Source organism: Streptomyces sp. NPDC050738 (assembly GCF_040654175.1).
In the GTDB taxonomy this organism is placed as follows: domain Bacteria; phylum Actinomycetota; class Actinomycetes; order Streptomycetales; family Streptomycetaceae; genus Streptomyces.
The window spans coordinates 327,132-347,838 of the sequence record NZ_JBFAHN010000003.1 but is presented as its reverse complement, the minus strand read 5'-3'; the positions used below and the strand labels follow the sequence as shown (position 1 = coordinate 347,838).

18 protein-coding genes and 2 tRNA genes are annotated in these 20,707 nt (G+C 69.7%); 8 read left to right on the top strand and 12 right to left on the bottom strand.

Going from position 1 to position 20,707, the window contains the following annotated elements; translation table 11 throughout:
• Positions 1–46 precede the first annotated feature (46 nt).
• Positions 47–1,573: an MFS transporter gene (locus AB0H78_RS09610; RefSeq protein ID WP_363233711.1), complete on the bottom strand. Its 1,527-nt coding sequence runs from the start codon at positions 1,571–1,573 to the stop codon at positions 47–49.
• A 160-nt stretch (positions 1,574–1,733) separates the two neighbouring features.
• Between AB0H78_RS09610 and AB0H78_RS09605 the strand changes: the two genes are divergently transcribed.
• Together AB0H78_RS09605 and AB0H78_RS09600 are read left to right on the top strand one after the other, a co-directional pair.
• Positions 1,734–2,957: a sensor domain-containing protein gene (locus tag AB0H78_RS09605; protein WP_363233710.1), complete on the top strand. Its 1,224-nt coding sequence runs from the start codon at positions 1,734–1,736 to the stop codon at positions 2,955–2,957.
• The gene (locus AB0H78_RS09600; RefSeq protein ID WP_363234092.1) at positions 2,957–3,589 is read left to right on the top strand and encodes a response regulator transcription factor; all 633 of its coding nucleotides are present in this window, start codon (positions 2,957–2,959) and stop codon (positions 3,587–3,589) included. The genes AB0H78_RS09605 and AB0H78_RS09600 overlap by 1 nt, the downstream gene beginning before the upstream one ends.
• A 58-nt stretch (positions 3,590–3,647) precedes the next feature.
• On the opposite strand, the gene AB0H78_RS09595 is transcribed toward AB0H78_RS09600, so the two are convergent.
• From AB0H78_RS09595 to ehuB, 6 genes are all read right to left on the bottom strand, one after another.
• A tRNA-Lys gene (locus tag AB0H78_RS09595) sits at positions 3,648–3,721 on the bottom strand.
• Positions 3,722–3,783: 62 nt separating this feature from the next.
• Positions 3,784–4,542, bottom strand: coding sequence for an IclR family transcriptional regulator C-terminal domain-containing protein (locus AB0H78_RS09590; protein ID WP_363233709.1), 759 nt, complete (start codon positions 4,540–4,542; stop codon positions 3,784–3,786).
• Positions 4,543–4,707: 165 nt separating this feature from the next.
• Complete coding sequence (gene ehuA / locus AB0H78_RS09585; RefSeq protein ID WP_363233708.1) at positions 4,708–5,499, bottom strand: ectoine/hydroxyectoine ABC transporter ATP-binding protein EhuA; 792 nt, start codon at positions 5,497–5,499, stop codon at positions 4,708–4,710.
• Entirely contained in the window at positions 5,489–6,106 is a 618-nt protein-coding gene (ehuD, locus tag AB0H78_RS09580; RefSeq protein WP_363234091.1) for an ectoine/hydroxyectoine ABC transporter permease subunit EhuD, read from the bottom strand. Before ehuD ends, ehuA begins: the two co-directional genes overlap by 11 nt.
• A 32-nt stretch (positions 6,107–6,138) precedes the next feature.
• Positions 6,139–6,816 carry an ectoine/hydroxyectoine ABC transporter permease subunit EhuC gene (ehuC, locus tag AB0H78_RS09575; protein WP_363233707.1) on the bottom strand — a complete coding sequence of 226 codons (678 nt, stop codon included), beginning with the start codon at positions 6,814–6,816 and terminating at the stop codon, positions 6,139–6,141.
• Complete coding sequence (gene ehuB / locus AB0H78_RS09570) at positions 6,813–7,667, bottom strand: ectoine/hydroxyectoine ABC transporter substrate-binding protein EhuB (RefSeq protein WP_363233706.1); 855 nt, start codon at positions 7,665–7,667, stop codon at positions 6,813–6,815. Before ehuB ends, ehuC begins: the two co-directional genes overlap by 4 nt.
• Positions 7,668–7,810: 143 nt before the next feature.
• Between ehuB and AB0H78_RS09565 the strand changes: the two genes are divergently transcribed.
• A complete protein-coding gene (locus AB0H78_RS09565) occupies positions 7,811–8,335 on the top strand; it encodes a DUF3830 family protein (protein WP_363233705.1) in 525 nt (174 codons plus the stop codon).
• Here the strand turns inward: AB0H78_RS09565 and AB0H78_RS09560 are convergent.
• Together AB0H78_RS09560 and AB0H78_RS09555 are read right to left on the bottom strand one after the other, a co-directional pair.
• On the bottom strand, positions 8,292–9,713 hold the full coding sequence (locus AB0H78_RS09560; RefSeq protein ID WP_363233704.1) for an amidase: 1,422 nt from the start codon (positions 9,711–9,713) through the stop codon (positions 8,292–8,294). The two genes, AB0H78_RS09565 and AB0H78_RS09560, sit on opposite strands and share 44 nt — an antisense overlap.
• On the bottom strand, positions 9,706–10,656 hold the full coding sequence (locus tag AB0H78_RS09555; protein WP_363233703.1) for a D-2-hydroxyacid dehydrogenase: 951 nt from the start codon (positions 10,654–10,656) through the stop codon (positions 9,706–9,708). Before AB0H78_RS09555 ends, AB0H78_RS09560 begins: the two co-directional genes overlap by 8 nt.
• A 163-nt stretch (positions 10,657–10,819) precedes the next feature.
• On the opposite strand from AB0H78_RS09555, the gene AB0H78_RS09550 reads away from it, so the two are divergent.
• From AB0H78_RS09550 to AB0H78_RS09535, 4 genes are all read left to right on the top strand, one after another.
• On the top strand, positions 10,820–11,632 hold the full coding sequence (locus tag AB0H78_RS09550; protein ID WP_363233702.1) for a decarboxylase: 813 nt from the start codon (positions 10,820–10,822) through the stop codon (positions 11,630–11,632).
• On the top strand, positions 11,629–12,351 hold the full coding sequence (locus AB0H78_RS09545) for an aspartate/glutamate racemase family protein (protein ID WP_363233701.1): 723 nt from the start codon (positions 11,629–11,631) through the stop codon (positions 12,349–12,351). Before AB0H78_RS09550 ends, AB0H78_RS09545 begins: the two co-directional genes overlap by 4 nt.
• A gap of 1,013 nt (positions 12,352–13,364) precedes the next feature.
• Entirely contained in the window at positions 13,365–14,438 is a 1,074-nt protein-coding gene (locus tag AB0H78_RS09540; RefSeq protein ID WP_363233700.1) for an LLM class flavin-dependent oxidoreductase, read from the top strand.
• A 260-nt stretch (positions 14,439–14,698) separates the two neighbouring features.
• On the top strand, positions 14,699–16,399 hold the full coding sequence (locus tag AB0H78_RS09535; protein WP_363233699.1) for a glycosyl hydrolase family 18 protein: 1,701 nt from the start codon (positions 14,699–14,701) through the stop codon (positions 16,397–16,399).
• A 54-nt stretch (positions 16,400–16,453) separates the two neighbouring features.
• Here AB0H78_RS09535 and AB0H78_RS09530 read toward each other — a convergent pair whose 3' ends face one another.
• Entirely contained in the window at positions 16,454–18,340 is a 1,887-nt protein-coding gene (locus AB0H78_RS09530; protein WP_363233698.1) for an EAL domain-containing protein, read from the bottom strand.
• A 230-nt stretch (positions 18,341–18,570) separates the two neighbouring features.
• Between AB0H78_RS09530 and AB0H78_RS09525 the strand changes: the two genes are divergently transcribed.
• Complete coding sequence (locus tag AB0H78_RS09525) at positions 18,571–19,845, top strand: M6 family metalloprotease domain-containing protein (RefSeq protein WP_363234090.1); 1,275 nt, start codon at positions 18,571–18,573, stop codon at positions 19,843–19,845.
• A gap of 82 nt (positions 19,846–19,927) precedes the next feature.
• Here the strand turns inward: AB0H78_RS09525 and AB0H78_RS09520 are convergent.
• Together AB0H78_RS09520 and AB0H78_RS09515 are read right to left on the bottom strand one after the other, a co-directional pair.
• A tRNA-Lys gene (locus AB0H78_RS09520) sits at positions 19,928–20,001 on the bottom strand.
• Positions 19,992–20,600 (bottom strand): bifunctional DNA primase/polymerase, encoded by a 609-nt coding sequence (locus AB0H78_RS09515; protein ID WP_363233697.1) that lies wholly within the window; start codon positions 20,598–20,600, stop codon positions 19,992–19,994. The genes AB0H78_RS09520 and AB0H78_RS09515 overlap by 10 nt, the downstream gene beginning before the upstream one ends.
• Positions 20,601–20,707 lie beyond the last annotated feature (107 nt).

Sequence of the window (20,707 nt, the reverse complement as noted above, 5' to 3'; positions counted from 1 at the left end):
CCGTCGGGGAGACGGTCGGCCCTTTCCGTTTTCGTACGGTCGGTGCTCACGCGACGGCCGCAAGCTCCTTGGTCTCCTTAGCCGGTACGGGAGTTGATCCGACGCCCCGCAGCACGGTCAGGGTCAGCACCGCTCCCGCCACCAGGACCGCGCTCCCGCCGACCGCCGCGTACTGCATGCCGTGCACGAAGGCCTCCTGGGCCGTGTGCAGCAGACCCGCGTCGCCCGTCGCCGCCGCGCCGCCCAGGGTCTCCCGGGCCGCCGAAGGAGCGGAGGACGGCATGTCCGAGCGGTAGACCGCCGTGGCGATCGAGCCCAGGACCGCCATGCCCAGCGCCCCGCCGAACTCCTGCCCCGTCTCCAGGAGCGAGGCCGCCGAGCCCGCCTTCTCCACCGGAGCCGTACCCAGCGCCATGTCGGTGACCAGGACCATCACCGTCACGATGCCGCAGCTGATGATGCCCGCGCCGACGAGGACGATCCACAGGGAGTCGGTTCCGCTGAGGATCAACAGGGCGAACCCGACGGCACCGATGAGGAATCCGCCCGCCATGACGTAGGCACGGTCGTACTTCTGGCCGAGCGCACCTGCGGTCGGCGCGGCGATCCCGACGGCGATCGAGGGGGCGAGCGACCAGAACGCGGCCTCCATGGTGCTCATGCCGAGGATGAGCTGGAGGTACTGCGTGGTGAAGAGCGCCGAGCCCATCATGGCGAGCGCGGCGATGGTGTTGAGGCTGATGCCGGCGCCGAAGCGGCGGTCACGGAAGAGGGAAGGGTTGATCATCGCGTGGGGTGCGGTGCGCTGGCGGCGTACGAAGACGTAACCGAGCGCGGCACCCAGGGCGATGAGCAGGATCATCGGGACGCTGAAGCCGTTCGACGCGATCTCCTTGAGGCCGTAGATGACCGGGAGGACCGAGCCCATCGAGAGCGGGATGGAGACGAGGTCGAAGCGGCCCGGGTTCGGGTCCTTGAACTCCGGGACCAGGACCGGCACCAGGATCAGCAGGAGCACCATCGCGGGGACGTTGATCAGGAAGACCGAGCCCCACCAGAAGTGCTCCAGCATGATGCCGCTCATCACCGAACCGAGCGCGATCCCGCCGGCCATGGCGCCCGACCAGATGCCGATCGCCTTGGTGCGCTGCTTCTCGTCGGTGAACATGTTGCGGACCAGCGCCATGGTCGAGGGCATCAGGGTCGCACCGCCGATACCGAGCAACGCCCGTGCGGCGATGAGCATTTCGGCGCTCTGTGCGTACGCCGCCCCGACCGAGGCGAGGCCGAAGGCCGCGGCTCCGAAGAGGAGGAGCTTGCGGCGGCCGATGCGGTCGCCGAGCGAGCCCATGGTGATGAGGAGTCCGGCGAGCGCGAATCCGTACACATCGAAGATCCAGAGCTGCTGGGTGGCGCTGGGGTCGAGCTCGCGGGTGATGGAGGGGGCCGCGAAGTACAGGACGGAGACGTCCATCGAGACCAGGAGGAGGGGCAGCAGGAGGACGACGAAGGCGGTCCATTCCTTGCGGCCTGCGGTGCCTGCGGCTGCTGTGGTGCTCGTCGGGTTCTTCATGACAGTGACTGTACGGGCGTCATAAACGGTTGTCTAGTACGAGTGTGTAAAACGTATGTCTGGGGAGTGCGGGAAGGGACGGGGGTAGGGCTGGGCCTACCCCCGAAGCGCCCACTGGGCGGCTGGTCGGAGGCGGTTCCCGGCCCTTACCGTTACCGCCATGAACACCCCCTGGCAGGCCCTCACCGGGCCTCGGTATCTGCGCACCCGCTGGCCCTGGCGCTCGGCGGCGTATCTGCTGAGCGGTGCGCTCACCGGGATCCCTGCGCTGGTCGCGATCGTGCTGCTCGCGGTCTTCTCGCTGGTGGGCGTCGGGCTGCCGCTGCTCCTGCTCGTGGGGGTGCCGCTGGCCGCCGTCGAGCGCAGGCGGCTGCGGATCGCGGAGGATGCGCCCGCGCCGAGCCCGCACCGCGACCCCGCCGAACCGGGGCTTCTCGCGTGGGCGCGGCTGCGCTTCACCGAGCAGGCCACCTGGCGGGAGCTCGCGTACGCGCTGCTGCACGCACTGGTGCTCTGGCCGCTCGACCTCCTCGCCGTCGGCGTCGCGCTGCTGGCGCCCGCGGGGATGATGCTCGCGCCGGTGCAACTCGCCCTGGACGGCCACGAGGCCAAGGTCGTCAAGATCTGGCTCGTCGACTCCTACCCGGCGGCCTTCGCGCTGGCGGCCGGCGGGGTCGCGCTCCTCGCCGTACTGCTGTATCCGCTCGGCGCACTCGCGGGCGCGCGGGCCGCGTTCACCCGGCTGCTGCTCGCCCCGAAGGAGGCGGAGGTGGTGCGCTCACGCGCCCGCCTCGTCGACTCCTTCGAAGCCGAACGGCGTCGCATCGAGCGGGACTTGCACGACGGTGCGCAGCAGCGGCTCGTCGCGCTCACCATGACGCTGGGGCTGCTGCGGATGGACGCACCGCCCGGACCGCTCGCGGACCGGATCGGCGGAGCGCACGACGAGGCCGGCCAAGTGCTCGTCGAGATCCGGGATCTGATCCAGGGCATCCACCCCCAGGTGCTCACGGACTACGGACTCGGGGCCGCCCTGGAGGACGCCGCGGACCGCTCCGCCGTGCCCGTCGACACGGACATCGACCTGCCCCGGCTGCCCCAACAGGTCGAGACCGCCGCCTACTTCGCCCTTCTCGAAGCGCTCGCCAACGTCGCCAAGCACAGCGGGGCACAGCAAGCCCAGGTCACCGCACACCACCGGCGCGGACGCCTTGAGGCGGTCGTGTGCGACGACGGCCGCGGCGGGGCGGACCCGTCGCGAGGCACGGGCCTGACCGGCCTGGCCGACCGGCTCGCCGTGCTCGATGGCACACTGTCGATCACCAGCCCGCCCGGCGGGCCGACCGTCCTGCGACTGGAGATCCCGTGCCGCCCCTGTCCGTAGTGCTCGCCGAGGACAGTGTGCTGCTGCGCGAGGGCCTGACCGGACTGCTCGCGCGTTTCGGGCACCAGGTCGTCGCCGCGGTCGGGGACGCCGGGGCGCTGCCCGCCGCGGTGGCCGCCCACCGTCCGGACATCGTCGTCACGGACGTACGGATGCCGCCCGCCTTCCAGGACGAGGGGCTGCGCGCCGCCCTCGCCCTGCGCGCCGAACAGCCGTCGCTGCCGGTCCTCGTTCTCAGTCAGTACGTCCAGCGGTCCTACGCGGCCGAACTGCTCGACACCGGCGACGGCACGGGCGTCGGCTATCTCCTCAAGGACCGCATCGGGCAGGTCGAGGAGTTCGTCGCCGCGCTGGAGTCCGTCGCGGGCGGTGGCACGGTGGTCGACCCCGAGGTCGTACGGCAGCTGCTGCGCCGCCACCGCGATCCCCTGGAGAAGCTCACCCCGCGCGAGCGCGAGGTGCTCGGCCTGGTCGCCGAAGGGAAGTCCAACGCGGCGATCGCACGGGCGCTCGTCGTCACCGAGGCCGCGGTCGGCAAGCACATCGGCAACATCCTGGGGAAGCTCGGGCTGCCGCAGGCGGACGACACGCACCGCCGGGTCCTGGCGGTGCTCGCCTACCTCAAGGCCTGAGCGTGCGGACACGAAAAAGCCCCTCGCAGGTGAACCTGCGAGGGGCTTTCTCCGTCTGTGCGCCGTCAGGGACTCGAACCCCGGACCCGCTGATTAAGAGTCAGCTGCTCTAACCAACTGAGCTAACGGCGCCTGGTGACAAGAGAAGAATACCTGGTCCGCAGGGGTGCTCCAAACCAGTTCCCCGCCCGGGCCTAGATCGCCAGCGAGAGCACCACCGGCGCGGCCCGCCGGTTCAGCGTGTCCGCCGCCGCGCGCAGCCGGTGGGCGTGTTCCAGCGGCAGCGAGAGGGCCAGGCAGCCGACGGCCGCACCCGCCGTCAGCGGTACGGCCGCGCAGACCGTGCCCACCGCGTACTCCTGGAGATCGAGCACGGGGACCGTGGCCGGCTGGCTGTCCAGCTTGGAGAAGAGGACCCGCTCGTTGGTGATCGTCTTGGAGGTCAGCCGGGCGATCTTGTGGCGGGAGAGGTGGTCGCGGCGACCGTTCTGGTCGAGCTGGGTGAGCAGGCACTTGCCCACGGCGCTGGCGTGGGCCGAGGAGCGGAAGTCCACCCACTCGTGCACCGCCGGCGTACGCGGACCGTCGGCGACCTGGGTGATCTTGACCTCGCCGTCGAGGTACCGGCTGATGTAGACCGCGGCTCCGAGCGAGTCCCGCAGCTCGGTGAGGGTCTCCTGGAGCTTGGCCTCCAGGGCCGCCTTCCGGGTGGCGCCGGAACCGAGCAGGACGAGCGAGTCGCCGATGACGTACGCGCCGTCGGCGGTCTGCTCGACGTACCCCTCGCGGCGCAGCATCAGCAGCAGGGAGGTGAGATGGACGGTGGGCAGACCGGTTTCGCGGGAGATCTGGGTGTCGGTGACACCCCCGCCGTGTTTCGAGATCGACTCGAGCACGCGGAGTGCGTACTGCACCGAATGGAACGGCGCGGTCGGCTCGGGCTTCAGCGCCACGGTTCCCCCTACAGGTTGTGACCGTTTGCTCGCACCCCACGATAGCCGCCAAGACCCCTCAACGGGGCGGGTGTTGACGAGAATGGTGGCGCACCCCAGGGCCATACGCTGGGGTGCGCCACCGTGGCATATGCCAGGGTCACGATTTATCGCGGGATCGGGAGGTCAGAGGACCGCGCTCAGGAACTCGCGCGTACGTTCGTGTCCCGGGTCGCTGAAGATTTTCTCCGGAGAACCGGACTCGATCACCTTCCCGGAATCGAACATCAGGACCTCGTCGGAGATGTCCCGGGCGAAATTCATCTCGTGGGTCACACAGAGCATGGTGATGTCCGTGGTGCGTGCGATGTCCCGAAGCACGTCGAGTACGCCCGCGACCAGCTCGGGGTCGAGCGCGGAGGTCACCTCGTCGAGCAGGAGCACCTGCGGGCGCATCGCGAGCGCCCGCGCGATGGCGACGCGCTGCTGCTGGCCGCCGGAGAGCTGACTGGGCTTGGCATCGACGCGGTCGCCGAGTCCTACCAGGTCGAGCAGGCTCTTCGCGCGCTCGGCGGCCTCGTCCTTGTCCATCCCGAGGACCCGGACCGGGGCCTCGGTGATGTTCCGCAGGACGTTCATGTTGGGGAAGAGGTTGAACTGCTGGAAGACCATGCCGATGTGCTTCCGTACCTCGCGCACCTGCTTCTCGGGCGCGGGGAAGAGCGGATCGCCGTTGACGTGGATCGTGCCCTCGTCGGGCTTGAGGAGCGTCATCAGCAGGCGCAGGATCGTCGTCTTACCGGAACCGGAAGGTCCGATCAGCGTGACGTGCTTGCCCGGCTGTACGGAGAAACAGAGGTTGTCCAGGACCGTGTTCTGGCCGAATCGCTTGGTGACGTTGTCGAAGCGGATCAGCTCCTTCACGGCCGGATCGGGAGTGGGCACGGGGTTGGGCGCGGGGGTGGCTTCAGCGGACAAGGCGGCGCTCCAGGGCTCGTACAAGAAGAGATGCCGGATAGGCGATGAGGATGAAGGCGACGCCGACGACGGTCAGCGGCTCGGTGTACTGGAAGGTGTGCGAGCTCTCCAGGCGGGCCTGGCCGAGCAGGTCGAGCACACTGATCGCGACGACCAGAGGGGTGTCCTTCAGCATCGCGATGACGTAGTTGCCGAGCGCGGGGACCACCCGGCGGATCGCCTGCGGGAGGATCACCGCCGTCCAGGTGCGGCCGGTGGGCAGGGACAGCGCGGTGGCCGCCTCCCACTGGCCGACGGGGACGGCGTCGATGCCGGCCCGGTAGACCTGTGCGGTGTACGTCGAGTAGTGCACGCCGATCGCCACCGTGCCGGTGGTCAGGGCGGAGAACTGGATGCCCCAGTCGGGCAGTACGAAGAAGAGGAAGAACAGCTGCACGAGCAGCGGGGTGTTGCGGATGAACTCGGTGATGAGGTTCACCGGCCACCGGATGAAGCGTGTCGGCGCCCGGAAGGCGATCGCCCAGACCAGGCCGAGTGCGAAGGAGAGCACCGAGCCCAGCGCGAGGATCTGCAGGGAGACCAGCAGGCCGTCCCAGAAGCGCGGCATGAAGTCCCAGACCGCTGACCAGTCCCAGCTGTTCACTTGGCACCTCCGGCGGCCACGGTCGTCAGGCCGAGAGTGGCCTTGGTCCTGCGCTCGAGCAGGCGCATCCCCCGGGTGAGGAGGAAGGCGATCACGAAGTAGATGACGAGCGTGATCGCGTAGATCTGCTGGCTCTCCTGGGTCGCGAGGCGCACCAGGTACGCGGCGAACGACACGTCACCGACGCCGAGCAGCGAGACCAGGGCGGTGCCCTTGAGCAGCTCGACGAGGAGGTTCGAGAACGGCGGGATCATCTCGGGGATCGCCTGCGGAAGGCGGATCAGCTTCATCTGCTGCCACGGCGTGAAGTTGAGCGCGATGCCCGCCTCGCGCTGGGCGGGGGAGACGGCGTTCAGGGCGCCGCGCACGATCTCGGCGCCGTACGCCCCGTAACTCAGTCCGAGTGCCAGGACGGCGGCCCACATCGGGACGAGCGCCCAGCCGAAGAGGTTCGGCATCACGAAGAAGATCCAGAACATCAGGACCAGGGCCGAGGTGCCGCGGAAGATCTCGGTGTAGAAACCCGCCAGGAAGCGCACGAAGCGCGAGCGGTGGGTGCGGGCCATCCCGACGCCGAACGCGACGAAGGTCGCCAGCGCGGCGCTGTAGACGGTCAGTTGGATGGTGATCCAGATGCCTGGGAGTACCCAGTGCTGCCACAGTCCTGACGTCATGCGCACAGCTCCTTGGCCGTCAGCGTGGTCATCTCCGCCTTGGTGAAGCCGAACGGCTGCAGGACCCGGAAGAGTTCGCCGCTCTTCTTCATCTTGTGGATCTCGACATTGAAGGCGTCACGCAGTTCGGTGTCGGTGGGGCGGAAGGTGAATCCGCCGCCGTCGATCTTCTTCTTGCCGTCGATGACGGTGGCGAAGGCCTCTGTCGCCTCGGCCTTGCTGGACTTCTTCACCACGCTGCGGGCGGTGAGCGCGGTACCGGCGAAGACGTCGATCCGGCCGGACTCGACGGCGTTGAGGCCCGCCACCTGGTCCTGCAGGATGACGATGTCCTTCTCGCGGTAGCCGGCGGCCACCGCGTAGGCGATCTCCGCGTAACCGGTGCCGGTGCCGAACTTCGCGTGTCGCTTCACCACGTCCTCGTAGTTGTGCAGGTTCTTCGGATTGCCCTTGCGGACGATGAAGGAATCCAGCATCTGATACTCGGGGTCGGCGAAGATGACCTGCGCACAGCGCTCTTTGTTGATGTACATCCCGGCCGAGACGACGTCGAACTGCTGGGAGTTGAGGCCGGGTATGAGGGAGGAGAAGTCGGTGGCGACCGGCTGCACGTGGGCTATGCCCAGACGCTTGAAGATGATCTTCGCGAGCTCCACCGCCTCGCCGGTGAACTCGCCCTGGTCGTTGATGTAGCCGTACGGCACCTCGCCCGCGATGCCCAGCCGCACGGTCCCCTGTGACTTGAGCCGCGCCAGAGTGTTCCCTGACGGGACCTTGGCGCAGCCGGCCGCCCCGAGCGCCCCCGCAGCGCCCAGGGCAGCCGTGCCGAACAGGAGGGAGCGGCGACGCACGGATCGACGCGTCGTGATCGGGGTGTTGCTCTTCGGATCGTTCCTCGGTGGTGGAGCCATGGCCGCGCGGCTACCCGGCCCCAGTGAAGTTATGCCCAACAATTTTCGGGGTAGCCGGCCGCAGGTTCGGGTAGCCCAGGGGGATGACCGATCGATTCATCGAAGTCTCGCTCGACAAGCGCGGTGTGAGCTGCACCGCGAAACTCCTCGACGACATGGCCCCGGTCACCTGTGCGGCGGTGTGGGATGCACTGCCGCTGGGCGGGGATGTGTTCCATGCGAAATATGCGCGTAATGAGATATATGCCCTGTTCCCGGGCTTCGCGGAGCACGAGCCGCCGCTGGAGAACCCGACCGTGACCCCCATCCCCGGCGACCTCTGCTACTTCACCTTCTCCGAGCTCTCGCTGGGCACTTCCTCGCACGGCTACACGAGGAAGTCGGGTGGCCGCGAGCCCACCCCTGTGGTCGACCTCGCCCTCTTCTACGAGCGCAACAACCTGCTGCTCAACGGGGATGCGGGCTGGGTGCCCGGCATCGTCTGGGGCACGGTGGTCGAGGGCCTCGACCGGATGGCCGAGGCCTGCCAGGACCTCTGGCGCGCGGGCGCGCTGGGCGAGACGCTCAGCTTCCGGCGGCTGGAGCAGGGACCGCCGGCGGCGGGATAGCGGCCGCCCCCGACTCGTAGAGCGCGTGGGCGGCCCGCAGCACCAGCTCGTCCTGGTGCCGGGCACCCACCACCTGCACACCGATCGGCAGCCCGTCCGCGTCGACCCCGCAGGGGACCGTGGCCGCGGGCTGCTGCGTCATGTTGAAGGGGTACGTGAACGGGGTCCACCCCGTCCACCGCCGGTGCCCCGAACCCTTGGGGACCTCGACTCCCGCCTCGAAGGCGGTGATCGGCATCGTCGGGGTGATGAGCAGGTCGTACGTCTCGTGAAAGAGGCCCATCCGGCGCCCCAGTTCCATCCGTACGTCCACCGCCGCCAGATACTCCAGCGCCGAGAGTCGGGCTCCCACGGCCGTGATCTCCCGCAGCCCGGGGTCGAGTCGGGCGCGCTGGGCGGGGCCGAAGGGCTGCACGACGCGGGCCGCCCCGCTGAACCACAGGGTGTGGAAGGCCTCCACGGGGTCCGCGAAGTCCGGGTCGGCCTCCTCGATGTAGGCGCCCAGCTCCGCCAGCTTCGAGACCGCGCCCCGTACCGCCGCGGCCACCGCGGGCCGCACCGCGACCTGGCCGCCGAGCGCGGGGGAGTAGGCGATCCGCAGCCCCTTCACGCCCTCGCCCAGGTGGGTGCGGTAGCTGGTGGTCGGCGGGGCGAGACGCGACCAGTCGCGGCTGTCCGGTGCGGAGATGACGTCCATCATCAGCGCCGCGTCCGCCGCGTCCCGCGTCATCGGCCCCACATGGGCGAGGGTGCCGAAGGCGCTGGCCGGATAGATGGGCACCCTGCCGTACGTCGGCTTCAACCCGAAGATGCCGCAGAACGACGCCGGTATACGGACCGACCCCCCGCCGTCCGTCCCCAGCGACAGCGGCCCGGCGCCCAGCGCGACGGCCGCGGCACTGCCGCCGCTGGACCCGCCGGAGGTGCGGTCGACGGCGTACGGGTTGCGCGTCACACCGGAGAGGGGCGAGTCCGTGACGCCCTTCCAGCCGAACTCGGGGGTCGTCGTACGGGCCACGAAGACCGCGCCGTGCTCGCGCAGCCGGGCCACGGACGGCGCGTCCTCGGCCCAAGTGCCGCGCGGATCAAGGGCTTTCGACCCTTTCAGGGTCGGCCCGCCGCGCTGCAGCAGGATGTCCTTCACCGTGACCGGCACCCCGTCGAGCAGCCCCTGCGGCTCCCCGCGCCGCCATCGCCCGGCCGACTCCTCCGCCCGCGCCAGGGCCTCTTCGGCCTCGAAGCGGACGAACGCGTTGACCTGGGGCTGCACCTCCTCGGCGCGGGCGAGCACGGCGCGGGTGACGTCGACGGGGGTGAACGCGCCGTTCTCGTAGCCGGAGAGGAGCTGCAGTGCGGTGAGGCGGGTGAGATCAGTCATGCAGGGGGACGTACCCACGTTTCTTGTCCACCACGTTCGGAAGTTGCTTCCCGGCGGCCCAAAGTTCGTACAACTCCAGGAACTGGGTGCTCAGATCGTCGCGCCAGCCGACCGTGTCGCCGCTCATGTGCGGAGACACGATCAGGTCGGGCACGTCCCAGAGCGGACTCTCCGGGGGCAGCGGCTCGTCGGTGAAGACGTCGAGGGCGGCCCCTGCGATCCACCGCCTGCGGACCGCTTCGAGCAGGTCGTTCTCGACGACGAGCGCCCCGCGCCCGACGTTGATGAAGTGCGCGGAGGGCTGCATCGCCCCGAACGTACGGGAGTTGAACATGCCACGGGTGGTGTCGGTCAGCGGCGCCGCGCAGATCACCCAGTCCGCGCGGGTCAGCAGCAGCGGCAGATCCTCGGGCCCGTGCACCTGACCGCGCGCGGTGCGGCCGGTCAGCGCCACCTTCACGCCCAGCGCGGAGAGGGTCTGCCCGATCGCCCGGCCGATGGGTCCGGACCCGACGACCACTGCCCGGGTGCCGGCGAGGCGCACGGTCTCACGGTGGCGCCAGCGGCGCTGGCGCTGCAGTTCGAGCGTGCCGGGGAGGTCCTTGGCGAAGGCGAGGACGAGCCCGGCGACGTACTCGGCGATCGGCTGGTCGAAGATGCCGCGCGCGTTGGTCACCAGGGTGTCGGATGCGGCCAGCTCGGGGCAGAGGAGATGGTCGACGCCGGCGCTCGCGGTGTGCACCCAGCGGGGCCGTGGGCCCTCGCCGGGCCAGGCACGGCGTACGGCATCGGAGAGGAAGTCCCACACCAACAGAACGTCGGCAGAGGGGAGTTGGGAGGCGAGCGTCTGCTCGTCGGCGTGCTCGATGCGGACCCGGCCGGTCAGCGCGCCCAGGCGGGGCGGCGGCTCGGCGTCCAGTACCAGAAGGGTGATCTCAGACATGGGTGCAGCCTTCGACGGAGGTCGTCAGGATTTCGTCAGAGTAAGCACAAAGCAACGTCTGAGATGTACGGATTGACCGGGCTCGTGGCGTGCCCCTACCGTCTGCATGAGCAGTGCACCACCAAGAACGGCCGCCTCACGTATGTCAGTTGGGGGCAGGTAAATGGAAATCTCCTTTCTGGGCGGACCCCAGCCGCAGCGCGGTGTCGGAGTCGTGGCCCCTTTCGATTTCGCACTCGACCGGGAACTGTGGCGCTGGGTCCCCGACGAAGTCTCCTTGCACCTCACACGTACCCCCTTCGTCCCGGTGGAAGTCTCCCTCGACCTCGCCAGGCTCGTCAGCGAGCACGAGACGCTGAGCGAGGCGGTCAGGGCGCTGATCGCGGTGGAGCCGCAGATCATCGCGTACGCCTGCACCAGCGGCAGCTTCGTCGGCGGGCTCGCCGGGGAGCGCGCGATGTGCGAGGCCATGACGCAGGCGGGCGAACTGCCGTCGGTCACCACCTCGGGGGCGCTGCTGCAGGCCTTCGAGGAGCTGGGGGTGCGGCGGATCGCACTGGTCACCCCGTACACCGAGTCGGTGACTTCCTCGCTGGAGGATTATCTCGCCGAGGCCGGGATAGCCGTGACGGGACGGGCTTTCCTGGGCCTCACCCGGCACATCTGGAAGGTCCCGTACCGCGATGTGGTCGACATGGCGCGGGAGGCGGTGGTGGGCGCGGCGGACGCGCTCTTCATCAGCTGCACCAACCTGCCCACGTACGACGTGATCCCGCAGCTGGAGGCCGAGTTGAGGATGCCGGTCCTCTCGGCGAACCAGGTCACGATGTGGGCGGCGCTGCGGTCGATAGGGGCGCACGCGGTGGGTCCGTACCAGCAGCTCCTGCTGGCCTCGGCGCCAGAACGGCCCGCACCCGTGACCGAACCCGCACCGGAGCCCGCCGGGCCGGAAGAACAGGGAGGCTGGACGACATGACAGCGATCGGATTCCTCTACCCGGGACATTCGGCGGAGGACGACTACGAACGCATCGAGCTGATGCTCGCCTCGTCCGAAGTGCGGCTGCCCCTGGTGCACACGGACATCGGCGAGGACGCGCACCGGGTCGACGCCCTGCTGGAGATGGGCGCGGCGGAGCGGTTGTCGGCCGGGGTCGAGGAGCTCCGCCTGTCCGGGGCCGAGGCGGTGGTCTGGGCCTGCACGAGCGCCAGCTTCGTGTACGGCTGGGAGGGCGCGAGGGAGCAGATCAGGGGGCTCGCGAAGGCGGCGGGCCTCCCGGCCTCCAGCACGTCCTTCGCCTTCGCACACGCGGTACGTGCGCTGGGCGCGACGCGGGTGGCGGTGGCGGCGACGTACCCGGCGGATGTGGCCGGCCTCTTCGCCGACTTCCTGAAGGCGGGAGGCGTGGAGGTGGTCTCGGCACGGTCGAGCGGCATCATCACGGCGGCGGAGGTCGGCACCTGGGGCCGCGACGAGGTGCTGGAACTGGCGCTGGCGGGCGACGCGCGGGACGCGGAAGCGGTCCTGCTGCCGGACACGGCGCTGCACACGGCGGCGTACGTACGGGAGTTGGAGCAGGTGCTGGGCAAGCCGGTGCTCACGGCGAACCAGGTGTCGGTGTGGGAGGGCCTGCGGCTGGTGGACCGCCGGGTGTGGTCGGAGTCGCTGGGGCGGCTGTTCGCGCGGCCTGAGTAGGGGGCGTCGGGTGCCGGGTGGGTGGTGGGCTTCGGGTGGGTGGGGCTGTTGCGCGGGTTGGTTTGTTGTTGGTGTGAGTGATGTACGACGCTGCGCGTCGTAGGCCGAGCCCTTGGGGGCTCGTCCGGCTGGCTGCTGCCGCGTTGGGGCTGATGCTTCGCGTACACCGCGCTGCTCGTGCGGACCGGATGAGCTGAAGGGTTTGTCTGCGGGGCACTTCGGCGGGGCGGTTCGCGTCACAGCATCCAAGGTGGAGCTCCGCTCCCCGCGCCGGGGGTCGAGGTCGCACCCTTTGCATGGGGCTGCCGCTCTCGGTTCGGCGTCAAGAGGCGGTCGTGGGGCGGGACTTCATGCCCCGCTGGTCGCTGTTTTGGGTGGGGAGAAGCGGTGGGGTGCCCCTTAGGTGACCCACTTGAGTCTTCAACCATCCTGTCCTCGGAGTGCAGGGCTGTGACCTGCAACGATGCGTGTGTGTCTGCTGCTCGTCGGGCGTGGGGTGGGTGTGTGTTCAGTTAGGGGCACGAATCGCTCCCCGGGAGTCTGGTCCGCCGTCCCGCACCCGCCGAGCTGACCCGCGCCACGTGCTCAGCGGGTGCGGTGGTTCGCCCGCCCCGGTGCGGGTGGCGGACCGGGCCACCGGCCCGGCCCCCGTCGGGTGCCGTTCGGCCACGGGCTGACCGCACCGCAGGCCTGCCCTCCCCTTATGCGGCCAGGACCCTCTGCCGACCGATAGCCGCCAATTTTTTGCGGTGGAGGGGTGGTGTCAAGGGTGGAGCGCAGCGGAATCGGCGTAGCCGACGCGACGCAGTCGCGCCCTTTACTCCGCCCCGGAAACGCCACACTCCAGGTATCGGTCGGCAGGGGGGCCCACCCTCCCGACCCCGACAAGAGCCACCGGGTAGGAGCCTGCCCCCGACCCCACCCCCGACCGGTCGCCCGCCGTCGGGAATAAACGGGGGCTGCCCCCAGTTGTCGTCCTGCGTACGTACCGACGGCAGAAAAGGGCAATCACGGTGGACGCGATCAAGGGCACGGCACTCGGGAACGCCCCCGTACCCCTCTCCGTACTGGACCTCGTCACCGTCGGGGCAGGGCGCACCGCCACCCAGGCCATCCAGACCGGGGTCGAGATCGCCAAGCTCGCCGAGAGCCGGGGGTATCACCGGCACTGGGTCGCCGAGCATCACTCCATGCCCGGTGTCGCCTCGTCCTCTCCCGCCGTCCTTCTCGCGCACCTCGCCGCCCACACCAGCCGGATCCGCCTCGGGTCCGGCGGTGTGATGCTGCCCAATCACGCGCCGCTCGTCATCGCCGAGCAGTTCGGCACCGTCGAGGCCATGGCTCCGGGGCGCGTGGACCTCGGGCTCGGGCGGGCGCCCGGCACGGACGGCGCCACCGCTGCGGCCCTCCGGCGCAGCGAGAACCTCCACGAGGGTGCGGACGAATTCCCGCAGCAGCTCAGTGAGTTGACCCGCTTCCTCGACGACGACTTTCCCGACGGGCACCCGTACTCGCGCATCCACGCCGTCCCCGGGCCCGTCCAGGGTCCCTCCGGTCGGCCCCCGATCTGGCTGCTCGGTTCCTCCGGTTTCAGTGCGCGGCTCGCCGGCACCCTCGGGCTGCCGTTCGCCTTCGCGCACCACTTCTCGGCGCAGAACACCATCCCGGCCCTCGACCTCTACCGGGACTCCTTCCGGCCCTCCGCCGTCCTCGACGCCCCGTACGCCCTCATCGGCGTCTCGGCCCTCGCGGCCGATGAGGAGAAGGAGGCGCACCGGCAGGTCCTGACCGGGGCGCTCTCCATGATCCGGCTGCGCACCGGGAGGCCCGGGCTCATTCCGACCCCCGATGAAGCCGCCGCATACACCTTCAGCCCCATGGAGCAGGAGTTCGCCGACAGCTGGCTCTCCAATGTCATCAAGGGCACCGCGGACGAGGTCAGGTCCGGGCTCGACGACCTGCAGAAGCGCACCGGCGCCGATGAGTTGATGATCACCGCGAATGCGCATGGCGGCGACATCCGGCTGCGTTCGTACGAGTTGATCGCCGATGCCTACGGTCTGCCGGTGCTGCCTGCGGCGGAGTAAATCCTGGGTTACCGGAACCGGCTGGTCCAGACCACCGAGTGCCCTCCGCGCAGCCCGCCAAGATCCATTAAGTCAGCCTTAAACCGCTCGTCACCCATGGTGGCGGGCGGTTTTTGTGCGCCCAACACCCAGCCGCTGTAAGCGGTTTCATCGGCAGATTGGTCTAGTCCTCATTTTGGTTCAGACCATTGACGCGGTGTCCAAGAGGTCGCTATCTCTACCTCACGACCAACCTCGCCCGCTCCCCCCGGAGGCTGTAAGTGCGCTCCCGCAGACCCCTGATCGCGGCCCTGACCACCGCCGCGCTCGCCACCGGCGCCCTCGGCGCGCTGGTCGGCTTCGGCTCCACCGCCGAGGCCGCGGCGACCCCTTCCACCGGTGGCGTGAAAATCGCGTACTACGACCAGTGGAGCGTGTACGGCAACGCCTTCTACCCCAAGCAGCTCGACACCCGGGGCATCGCGGGCAAGCTCGACGTCATCAACTACTCCTTCGGCAACATCCACCCCACCGACCTCACCTGTTTCGAGGCCAACAAGGCGGCGGGGGACGACAACAACGCAAGCGCCGGTGACGGGGCGGGTGACTCGTACGCCGACTACCAGAAGTCCTTCTCCGCGGCCGACAGCGTCGACGGCACCGCCGACAAGTGGGACCAGCCGATCGTGGGCGTCTTCAACCAGTTCAAGGAGCTGAAGGCGAAGTACCCCAAGCTGAAGATCAACATATCGATCGGCGGCTGGAGTTACAGCAAGTACTTCTCGGATGCGGCCAAGTCCGACGCGAGCCGCAAGAAGCTCGTCGCCTCCTGCATCAAGCAGTACATCCAGGGCGACCTGCCCGTCGACGGCGGCTACGGCGGCGTGGGCGCAGCGGCCGGGATCTTCGACGGCATCGACATCGACTGGGAGTACCCGGCCTCCGCCGGCGGCCACCTCGGCAACCACACCGACCCCGCCGACAAGCAGAACTTCACGCTCCTGCTCGCCGAGTTCCGCAAGCAGCTCGACGCGTACGGCACCGCGCACGGCGGCAAGAAGTACCTCCTGACGGCGGCGCTCCCGGCCGGCCAGGACAAGATCAAGAACATCGAGACGGACAAGATCGGCGCGTACCTCGATTACGCCAACATCATGACGTACGACATGCACGGCGCCTGGGACGGCGACGGGCCTACGTACCACCAGTCGCCGCTCACCTCCGGTGCCAACGACCCGACGGACGTCATCGCACCCGGCACCGAGAAGTACTCGATCGCCAATGCGATCGACGCCTGGCTCGACGGTGACTCCGTCTACGGCATCACGGGCGGCTTCCCCGCCAACAAGCTGACCCTCGGCTACGAGTTCTACTACCGCGGCTGGAAGGGCGTCCCGGCAGGCACCACCAACGGCCTCGCCCAGACGGCGACCGGCGGTTCGGCCGCGCGCTCGCTCAGTCAGCAGGCGGGCATCGCGTACTACAAGGAGCTCGGCGGGATCGTCGACAACCCGGCGACCACCTTCTGGGACGACGCCGCCAAGGCCTCGTACTTCTACAAGGACGGCGAGTTCTTCACCGGCCTCGACCAGAAGTCGATCCAGGCACGCGCCGACTACGCCCACAGCCGTGGACTCGCGGGCGCGATGATGTACTCCCTGCTCGGCCTGGACAACAACACCACCCTGCTCAACCAGATCGTCACGGCCGTCGGTTCCTCCCCGTCCTCGACCCCGGACCCGACGCCCACGGCGACCGCCAGCCCCTCCCCGACGCCCACCGCCACCGCGAGCCCGAGCCCCTCGGTGACCCCGCCGACCGGCAGTTGCACGGCGCCGGCCTGGGACAAGGCGGCGACGTACACGGGCGGCAACACGGTCTCGTACGGCGGCCACACCTGGAAGGCCCAGTGGTGGACCCAGGGCGAGCAGCCCGGCACCACAGGCCAGTGGGGTGTCTGGACCGACCTCGGCGCCTGCTGACGCGGTGACCATGACCACCTGAGACCCCCCCCACAGGGGCACGATGATTCGGGGTCAGGCCGGAAGCGGGCTGACCCCGATCATCGTGTCGATCTTCTCCGGCGCGACCGCACGCGAGTACAGCCACCCCTGACCGGTGTCGCAGCCGATTCTCCGCAGCCGCGCCGCCTGTTCAGGGGTTTCCACGCACTCGGCGGTGACGGTCAGGCCCAGCCGGTGCGCCAGCTGGACCAGCGTCTCGACGATCACCTCGTCGGCCGGGTTGGGGTGCGTGCCGCCTTCCTCGTACTGGAAGCCGCGTACGAAGGAACCGTCCAGCTTCAGTACGGAGACGGGCAGCCGGCTGAGGTAGGCCAGGTTCGAGTAGCCGGTCCCGAAGTCGTCGATGGCGATCTGCACGCCCATGTCGCTGAGCGCCTGCAGGGCCTGCAGCGGGCGGCCCGCGGAGCCCATCACGGCGGACTCGGTCAGCTCCAACTGCAGGAGTTCCGGGGCGAGTCCGGTCTCCGCGAGGACCCCGGCCACATCGGCAACCAGGTCGGAGTCCCAGACCTGGCGCACCGCGACGTTGACGCTCACGAACAGCGGCGCCTCGTCCGGGTGGTCGAGCTGCCACTGCCTGGCCTGCCGGCAGGCGGTCCGCAGCACCCAGCGGCCGAGTTGGACGATCGAGCCGTCCTCTTCGGCGATTCCGATGAACCGATTCGGCGCGAGCATGCCGAACTGCGGGTGCCGCCAGCGCACCAGCGCCTCGACCCCCCGCACGACGCCGTCCTCCATGCCGACCAACGGCTGGTACTGCAGGGTGAATTCACCCCGCTCGACGGCCGGACGCAGCGTGGAGGTGAGCGCCTGCCGGGTCATCCGGTGGGCGTTGCGCTCCGGGTCGAAGAGGGTCCAGCGGGCCTTGCCGTCGGCCTTCGCCCAGTAGAGCGTCGTGTCCGCGGCCTGCATGAGGCCGGTCGCCGTGGTGCCCGCCGCGACCCGCTCCACCACCCCGATCGACGCCGACACCGACAGCCGCTGGCCGGCCAGGTCGAAGGGCTCCTGGAGGCTGACGAGCACGGACCGGGCGAGGTCGGCGAGCTGCTCCGTACCTGTGGAGTCCTCGACGAGCAGGGCGAACTCGTCGCCGCCGAGCCGGGCGACCAGGTGACCGCTGCTGCGGGTGTATCCGGCCTGGTCGGCGCAGGCGGTGAGCCGGGCGGCGACGGCGCTGAGCAGCCGGTCCCCGGTGCGGTGGCCCAGGGTGTCGTTGACCGCCTTGAACCCGTCGAGGTCCAGATAGCAGAGGCCGATCCTGCCGGTGCCACTGTGCCCGTACGCGGAGGAGTCCAGGGCGGCGGAGAGCCGCTCGAAGAAGAGCGTGCGGTTGGGCAGCCGGGTCACCGGGTCGTGCATCTGGAGGTGGCGCAGCCGCGCCTGGAGCTCGCGCCGGTCGCTGATGTCCGCGACCGAGACGAGCACGCTCGGGCTGTCGGGTACGGGTGCGACGCTGACCTCCGCCCAGAGCGAGTGCCCGTCGGGGTGCTTGAGGCGGCGGGTGCAGCGGAAGCGGGAGCGGCGGCCGCGCAGCACCTCGCGGTAGGCGTGCCAGGTGCGGGCGTCGGCGGCCAGGTCGACGAGGTCGGCGGCGGGCTGCTCGGCGAGGGCGGCGGTGCTGGTGCCGAGCAGCGCGGCGAGCGCTTCGTTGGCCGTGACGACCAGGCCCTCGCGGTCGACCACGGCCATCGCGAGCTGGGCGGCGTGGAAGGCGGCGCGGTAGTCGCGCAGCTCGGACGCGGTCCGGCCGACGGAATGACGCTCCGTGACCGGAAGCCCTGGTGCACGGGGTGTTCCGGATGCCGGGCTCGGTCCGTCGGGGGTTCCGCTCACCGCTCGCTCCCGCAGGGCAGTTGATTTCGTACAGATGGAATCCAGCGAGGAAAGTGTGCCGATCATAGAGGCTGGCACAAGGGCCCAGCCAGCTCCGCCACCGTACTCCCGCCGTGATGCGGAGCACCCTGTGCGCGCGGTCGATCGTTTCTGCGCGGGTGTGGTCGAGGCGGCCATCGCTCGTGATCGATTGTGACTTTCCGTGAAGTGCCGGGGTGTTCGGCCAGTCACTCGACTGGGGCATCGGAACAGTGCGAAACCTCTCAAATCACCACAGTGTGGGTGAGGTGTTCCGCATCCGTTACCCGGAGGTCGACGTGGAGCGTCATCCGACACCCGGGGGAGTGGACCGCCGCCTGCGCAGTACGGCGGCCGGCCTCACTTCCCTGCTGGCGCTCGCCGCCATCACCCTGGCTGCGGGCCCCGCCGTCGCCGCGTCCGCGGCGGGCCCCTGCGCGCTGCCGCGCACGGGCGCGCACCACTCGCTGGGCCTGGACAGCTGGAACGATGCGTACGCGCGCCCGGACAAGCCCCTCGACGCGGTCATGATCTTCCTGTCCTTCCCGGACTCGGAGCCCCAGTCGACCCCGCAGGACATCGCGGGCGACTACTTCCCCTCCACCAGCCGTTTCTTCGAGCGCGCCTCGTACGGGAAGTTCACGCTGCGCCCGCATCCGCTGAAGCAGTGGATCCAGATGCCCGAGTCCGCGACCTCGTACGACATACAGCGGGACTGGGACCCCGACCGGCGCACCGCCTATCTGCGGGACGCGGTGGCCGCTGCGGACCCCTCGGTGGACTTCGGGAAGTACGACATCGTCTATCTCGTCGCCGACCCGGACGCCCCGGGGGTCAACGCCGACGCCACGAAGGTCGTCAACTTCGACACCCCGATGCGCGCCGACGGCCACGACCTCAAGCGCCTGGTCACCGTCTTCGAGCAGCATCCGCCGGACCGCAATGTGCTGGCCCACGAGACCGGGCACGTCTTCGACCTCGCGGACCTCTACCACCGCCCGACGGACGGCAACGGCGACTGGGACACCTACGTCGGCGACTGGGACGTCATGGGCAGCCAGTTCGGGCTCGCCCCGGACTTCTTCGGCTGGCACAAGTGGAAGCTGGGCTGGCTCGAACCGCGCCAGGTCGCGTGCGTGCAGCGGGGCGGCGGCGGGCGGCTCACCCTGGACTCGCTGGAGGCGGCGCCCACGCGGGGCGCGGGTGCGGGTGCGGGTGCGACGCGGCTCGCGGTCGTACGTACCGGGGACGACAGCGCGATCGCCATCGAGGCCCGCTCCGCCACCGGCAACGACCGCTCGACCTGCACGGAGGGCGTGCTCCTGTACCGGGTGCACAGCGGTACGGAATCGGGCGGCGGGCCCGTCGAGGTGATCGACACGCACCCGGGGACGGGGGCCTGCTGGGACCAGTCGGTCTATCCGGCGCTGGCCGATGCGCCGATGCAGGTCGGGGAGACCTTCACGGTGCCGGGCGACGGGACGAAGGTTCAGGTGACGGACCGGACGCCGTCGGGGGCGTGGACGGTCAGGGTCAGCCCCGGCAAGCTCTGACGCGTGGCGTGGGTGTAGGAGCGGGCGTGGGCGTACGAAAAAGCCCCTCGCAGGTGAACCTGCGAGGGGCTTTCTCCGTCTGTGCGCCGTCAGGGACTCGAACCCCGGACCCGCTGATTAAGAGTCAGCTGCTCTAACCAACTGAGCTAACGGCGCCTGGTGACGTCGTAGACCTTAGCATCCTGATCGGCCGGAGGAAAAATCGATATCCGCACGGCGGAGGACGAGGTCGCACGGGCTGCGCGCACGCACGCCCAGAGCATCACCTCGGGTCCGGGGAGCCATGGGTGGCGGGTGTCGGGGGCGACCACCCAGCGCGCTCCGGAGAGGGTGTTGTTGCTGGTCGGCGACGGTACGGTCACGGCGTCGCCGGTGCCGTGACAGAGCAGCGGCGGCACGGCCGAACCCCACTCCTCCCAGTCGAGGAGCGAGGGCAGCCGCTGGGCGGTGCCCGGGGCGGTGAAGAGCAGCATCCGGCCCCGGTGCGTGGCCACCGGGCCGCACCCCGGACCGTCCGCCCATAAGGCGTCGAGCATCCGTCGGCCGAAGATCGACGGCACATTGACCACGTCGAAGACCGATCCGCAGGGCAGGACGACCGGGGCGACGGGGCGGGACTCCCAGAGCGAGAGCGTGGAGCGCGGGTAGGTGGCGGCGGATGCGAGCCAGGCGGCACCGGCCGGGGTCACCTGGGCGGCCTGGTGCCGGTCGCTGTCGTGGGTGCTGTCGCGGAGGAGGGAGAAGACGTCGCTCATGGACCTACATCTACCGGCCGTGACTGTTCCGTTTCTGAGGGTTGGCGGAAACCGGGACAGGGCGGGACGGTGGGGAGTATCTTGCAGTCCGGCATATGCCACCCGGC

Bases quoted from the DNA above. Each gene is read 5' to 3' on its own strand.
- AB0H78_RS09545 (WP_363233701.1), top strand. From the start codon at position 11,629: ATGACAGCGATCGGATTCCTCTACCCGGGACATTCGGCGGAGGACGAC.
- AB0H78_RS09605 (WP_363233710.1), top strand. From the start codon at position 1,734: ATGAACACCCCCTGGCAGGCCCTCACCGGGCCTCGGTATCTGCGCACC.
- AB0H78_RS09610 (WP_363233711.1), bottom strand. From the start codon at position 1,573: ATGAAGAACCCGACGAGCACCACAGCAGCCGCAGGCACCGCAGGCCGC.
- ehuC (WP_363233707.1), bottom strand. From the start codon at position 6,816: ATGACGTCAGGACTGTGGCAGCACTGGGTACTCCCAGGCATCTGGATC.
- AB0H78_RS09530 (WP_363233698.1), bottom strand. From the start codon at position 18,340: ATGATCGGCACACTTTCCTCGCTGGATTCCATCTGTACGAAATCAACT.
- AB0H78_RS09565 (WP_363233705.1), top strand. From the start codon at position 7,811: ATGACCGATCGATTCATCGAAGTCTCGCTCGACAAGCGCGGTGTGAGC.
- AB0H78_RS09515 (WP_363233697.1), bottom strand. From the start codon at position 20,600: ATGAGCGACGTCTTCTCCCTCCTCCGCGACAGCACCCACGACAGCGAC.
- AB0H78_RS09555 (WP_363233703.1), bottom strand. From the start codon at position 10,656: ATGTCTGAGATCACCCTTCTGGTACTGGACGCCGAGCCGCCGCCCCGC.
- AB0H78_RS09560 (WP_363233704.1), bottom strand. From the start codon at position 9,713: ATGACTGATCTCACCCGCCTCACCGCACTGCAGCTCCTCTCCGGCTAC.
- ehuD (WP_363234091.1), bottom strand. From the start codon at position 6,106: ATGCCGCGCTTCTGGGACGGCCTGCTGGTCTCCCTGCAGATCCTCGCG.
- AB0H78_RS09550 (WP_363233702.1), top strand. From the start codon at position 10,820: ATGGAAATCTCCTTTCTGGGCGGACCCCAGCCGCAGCGCGGTGTCGGA.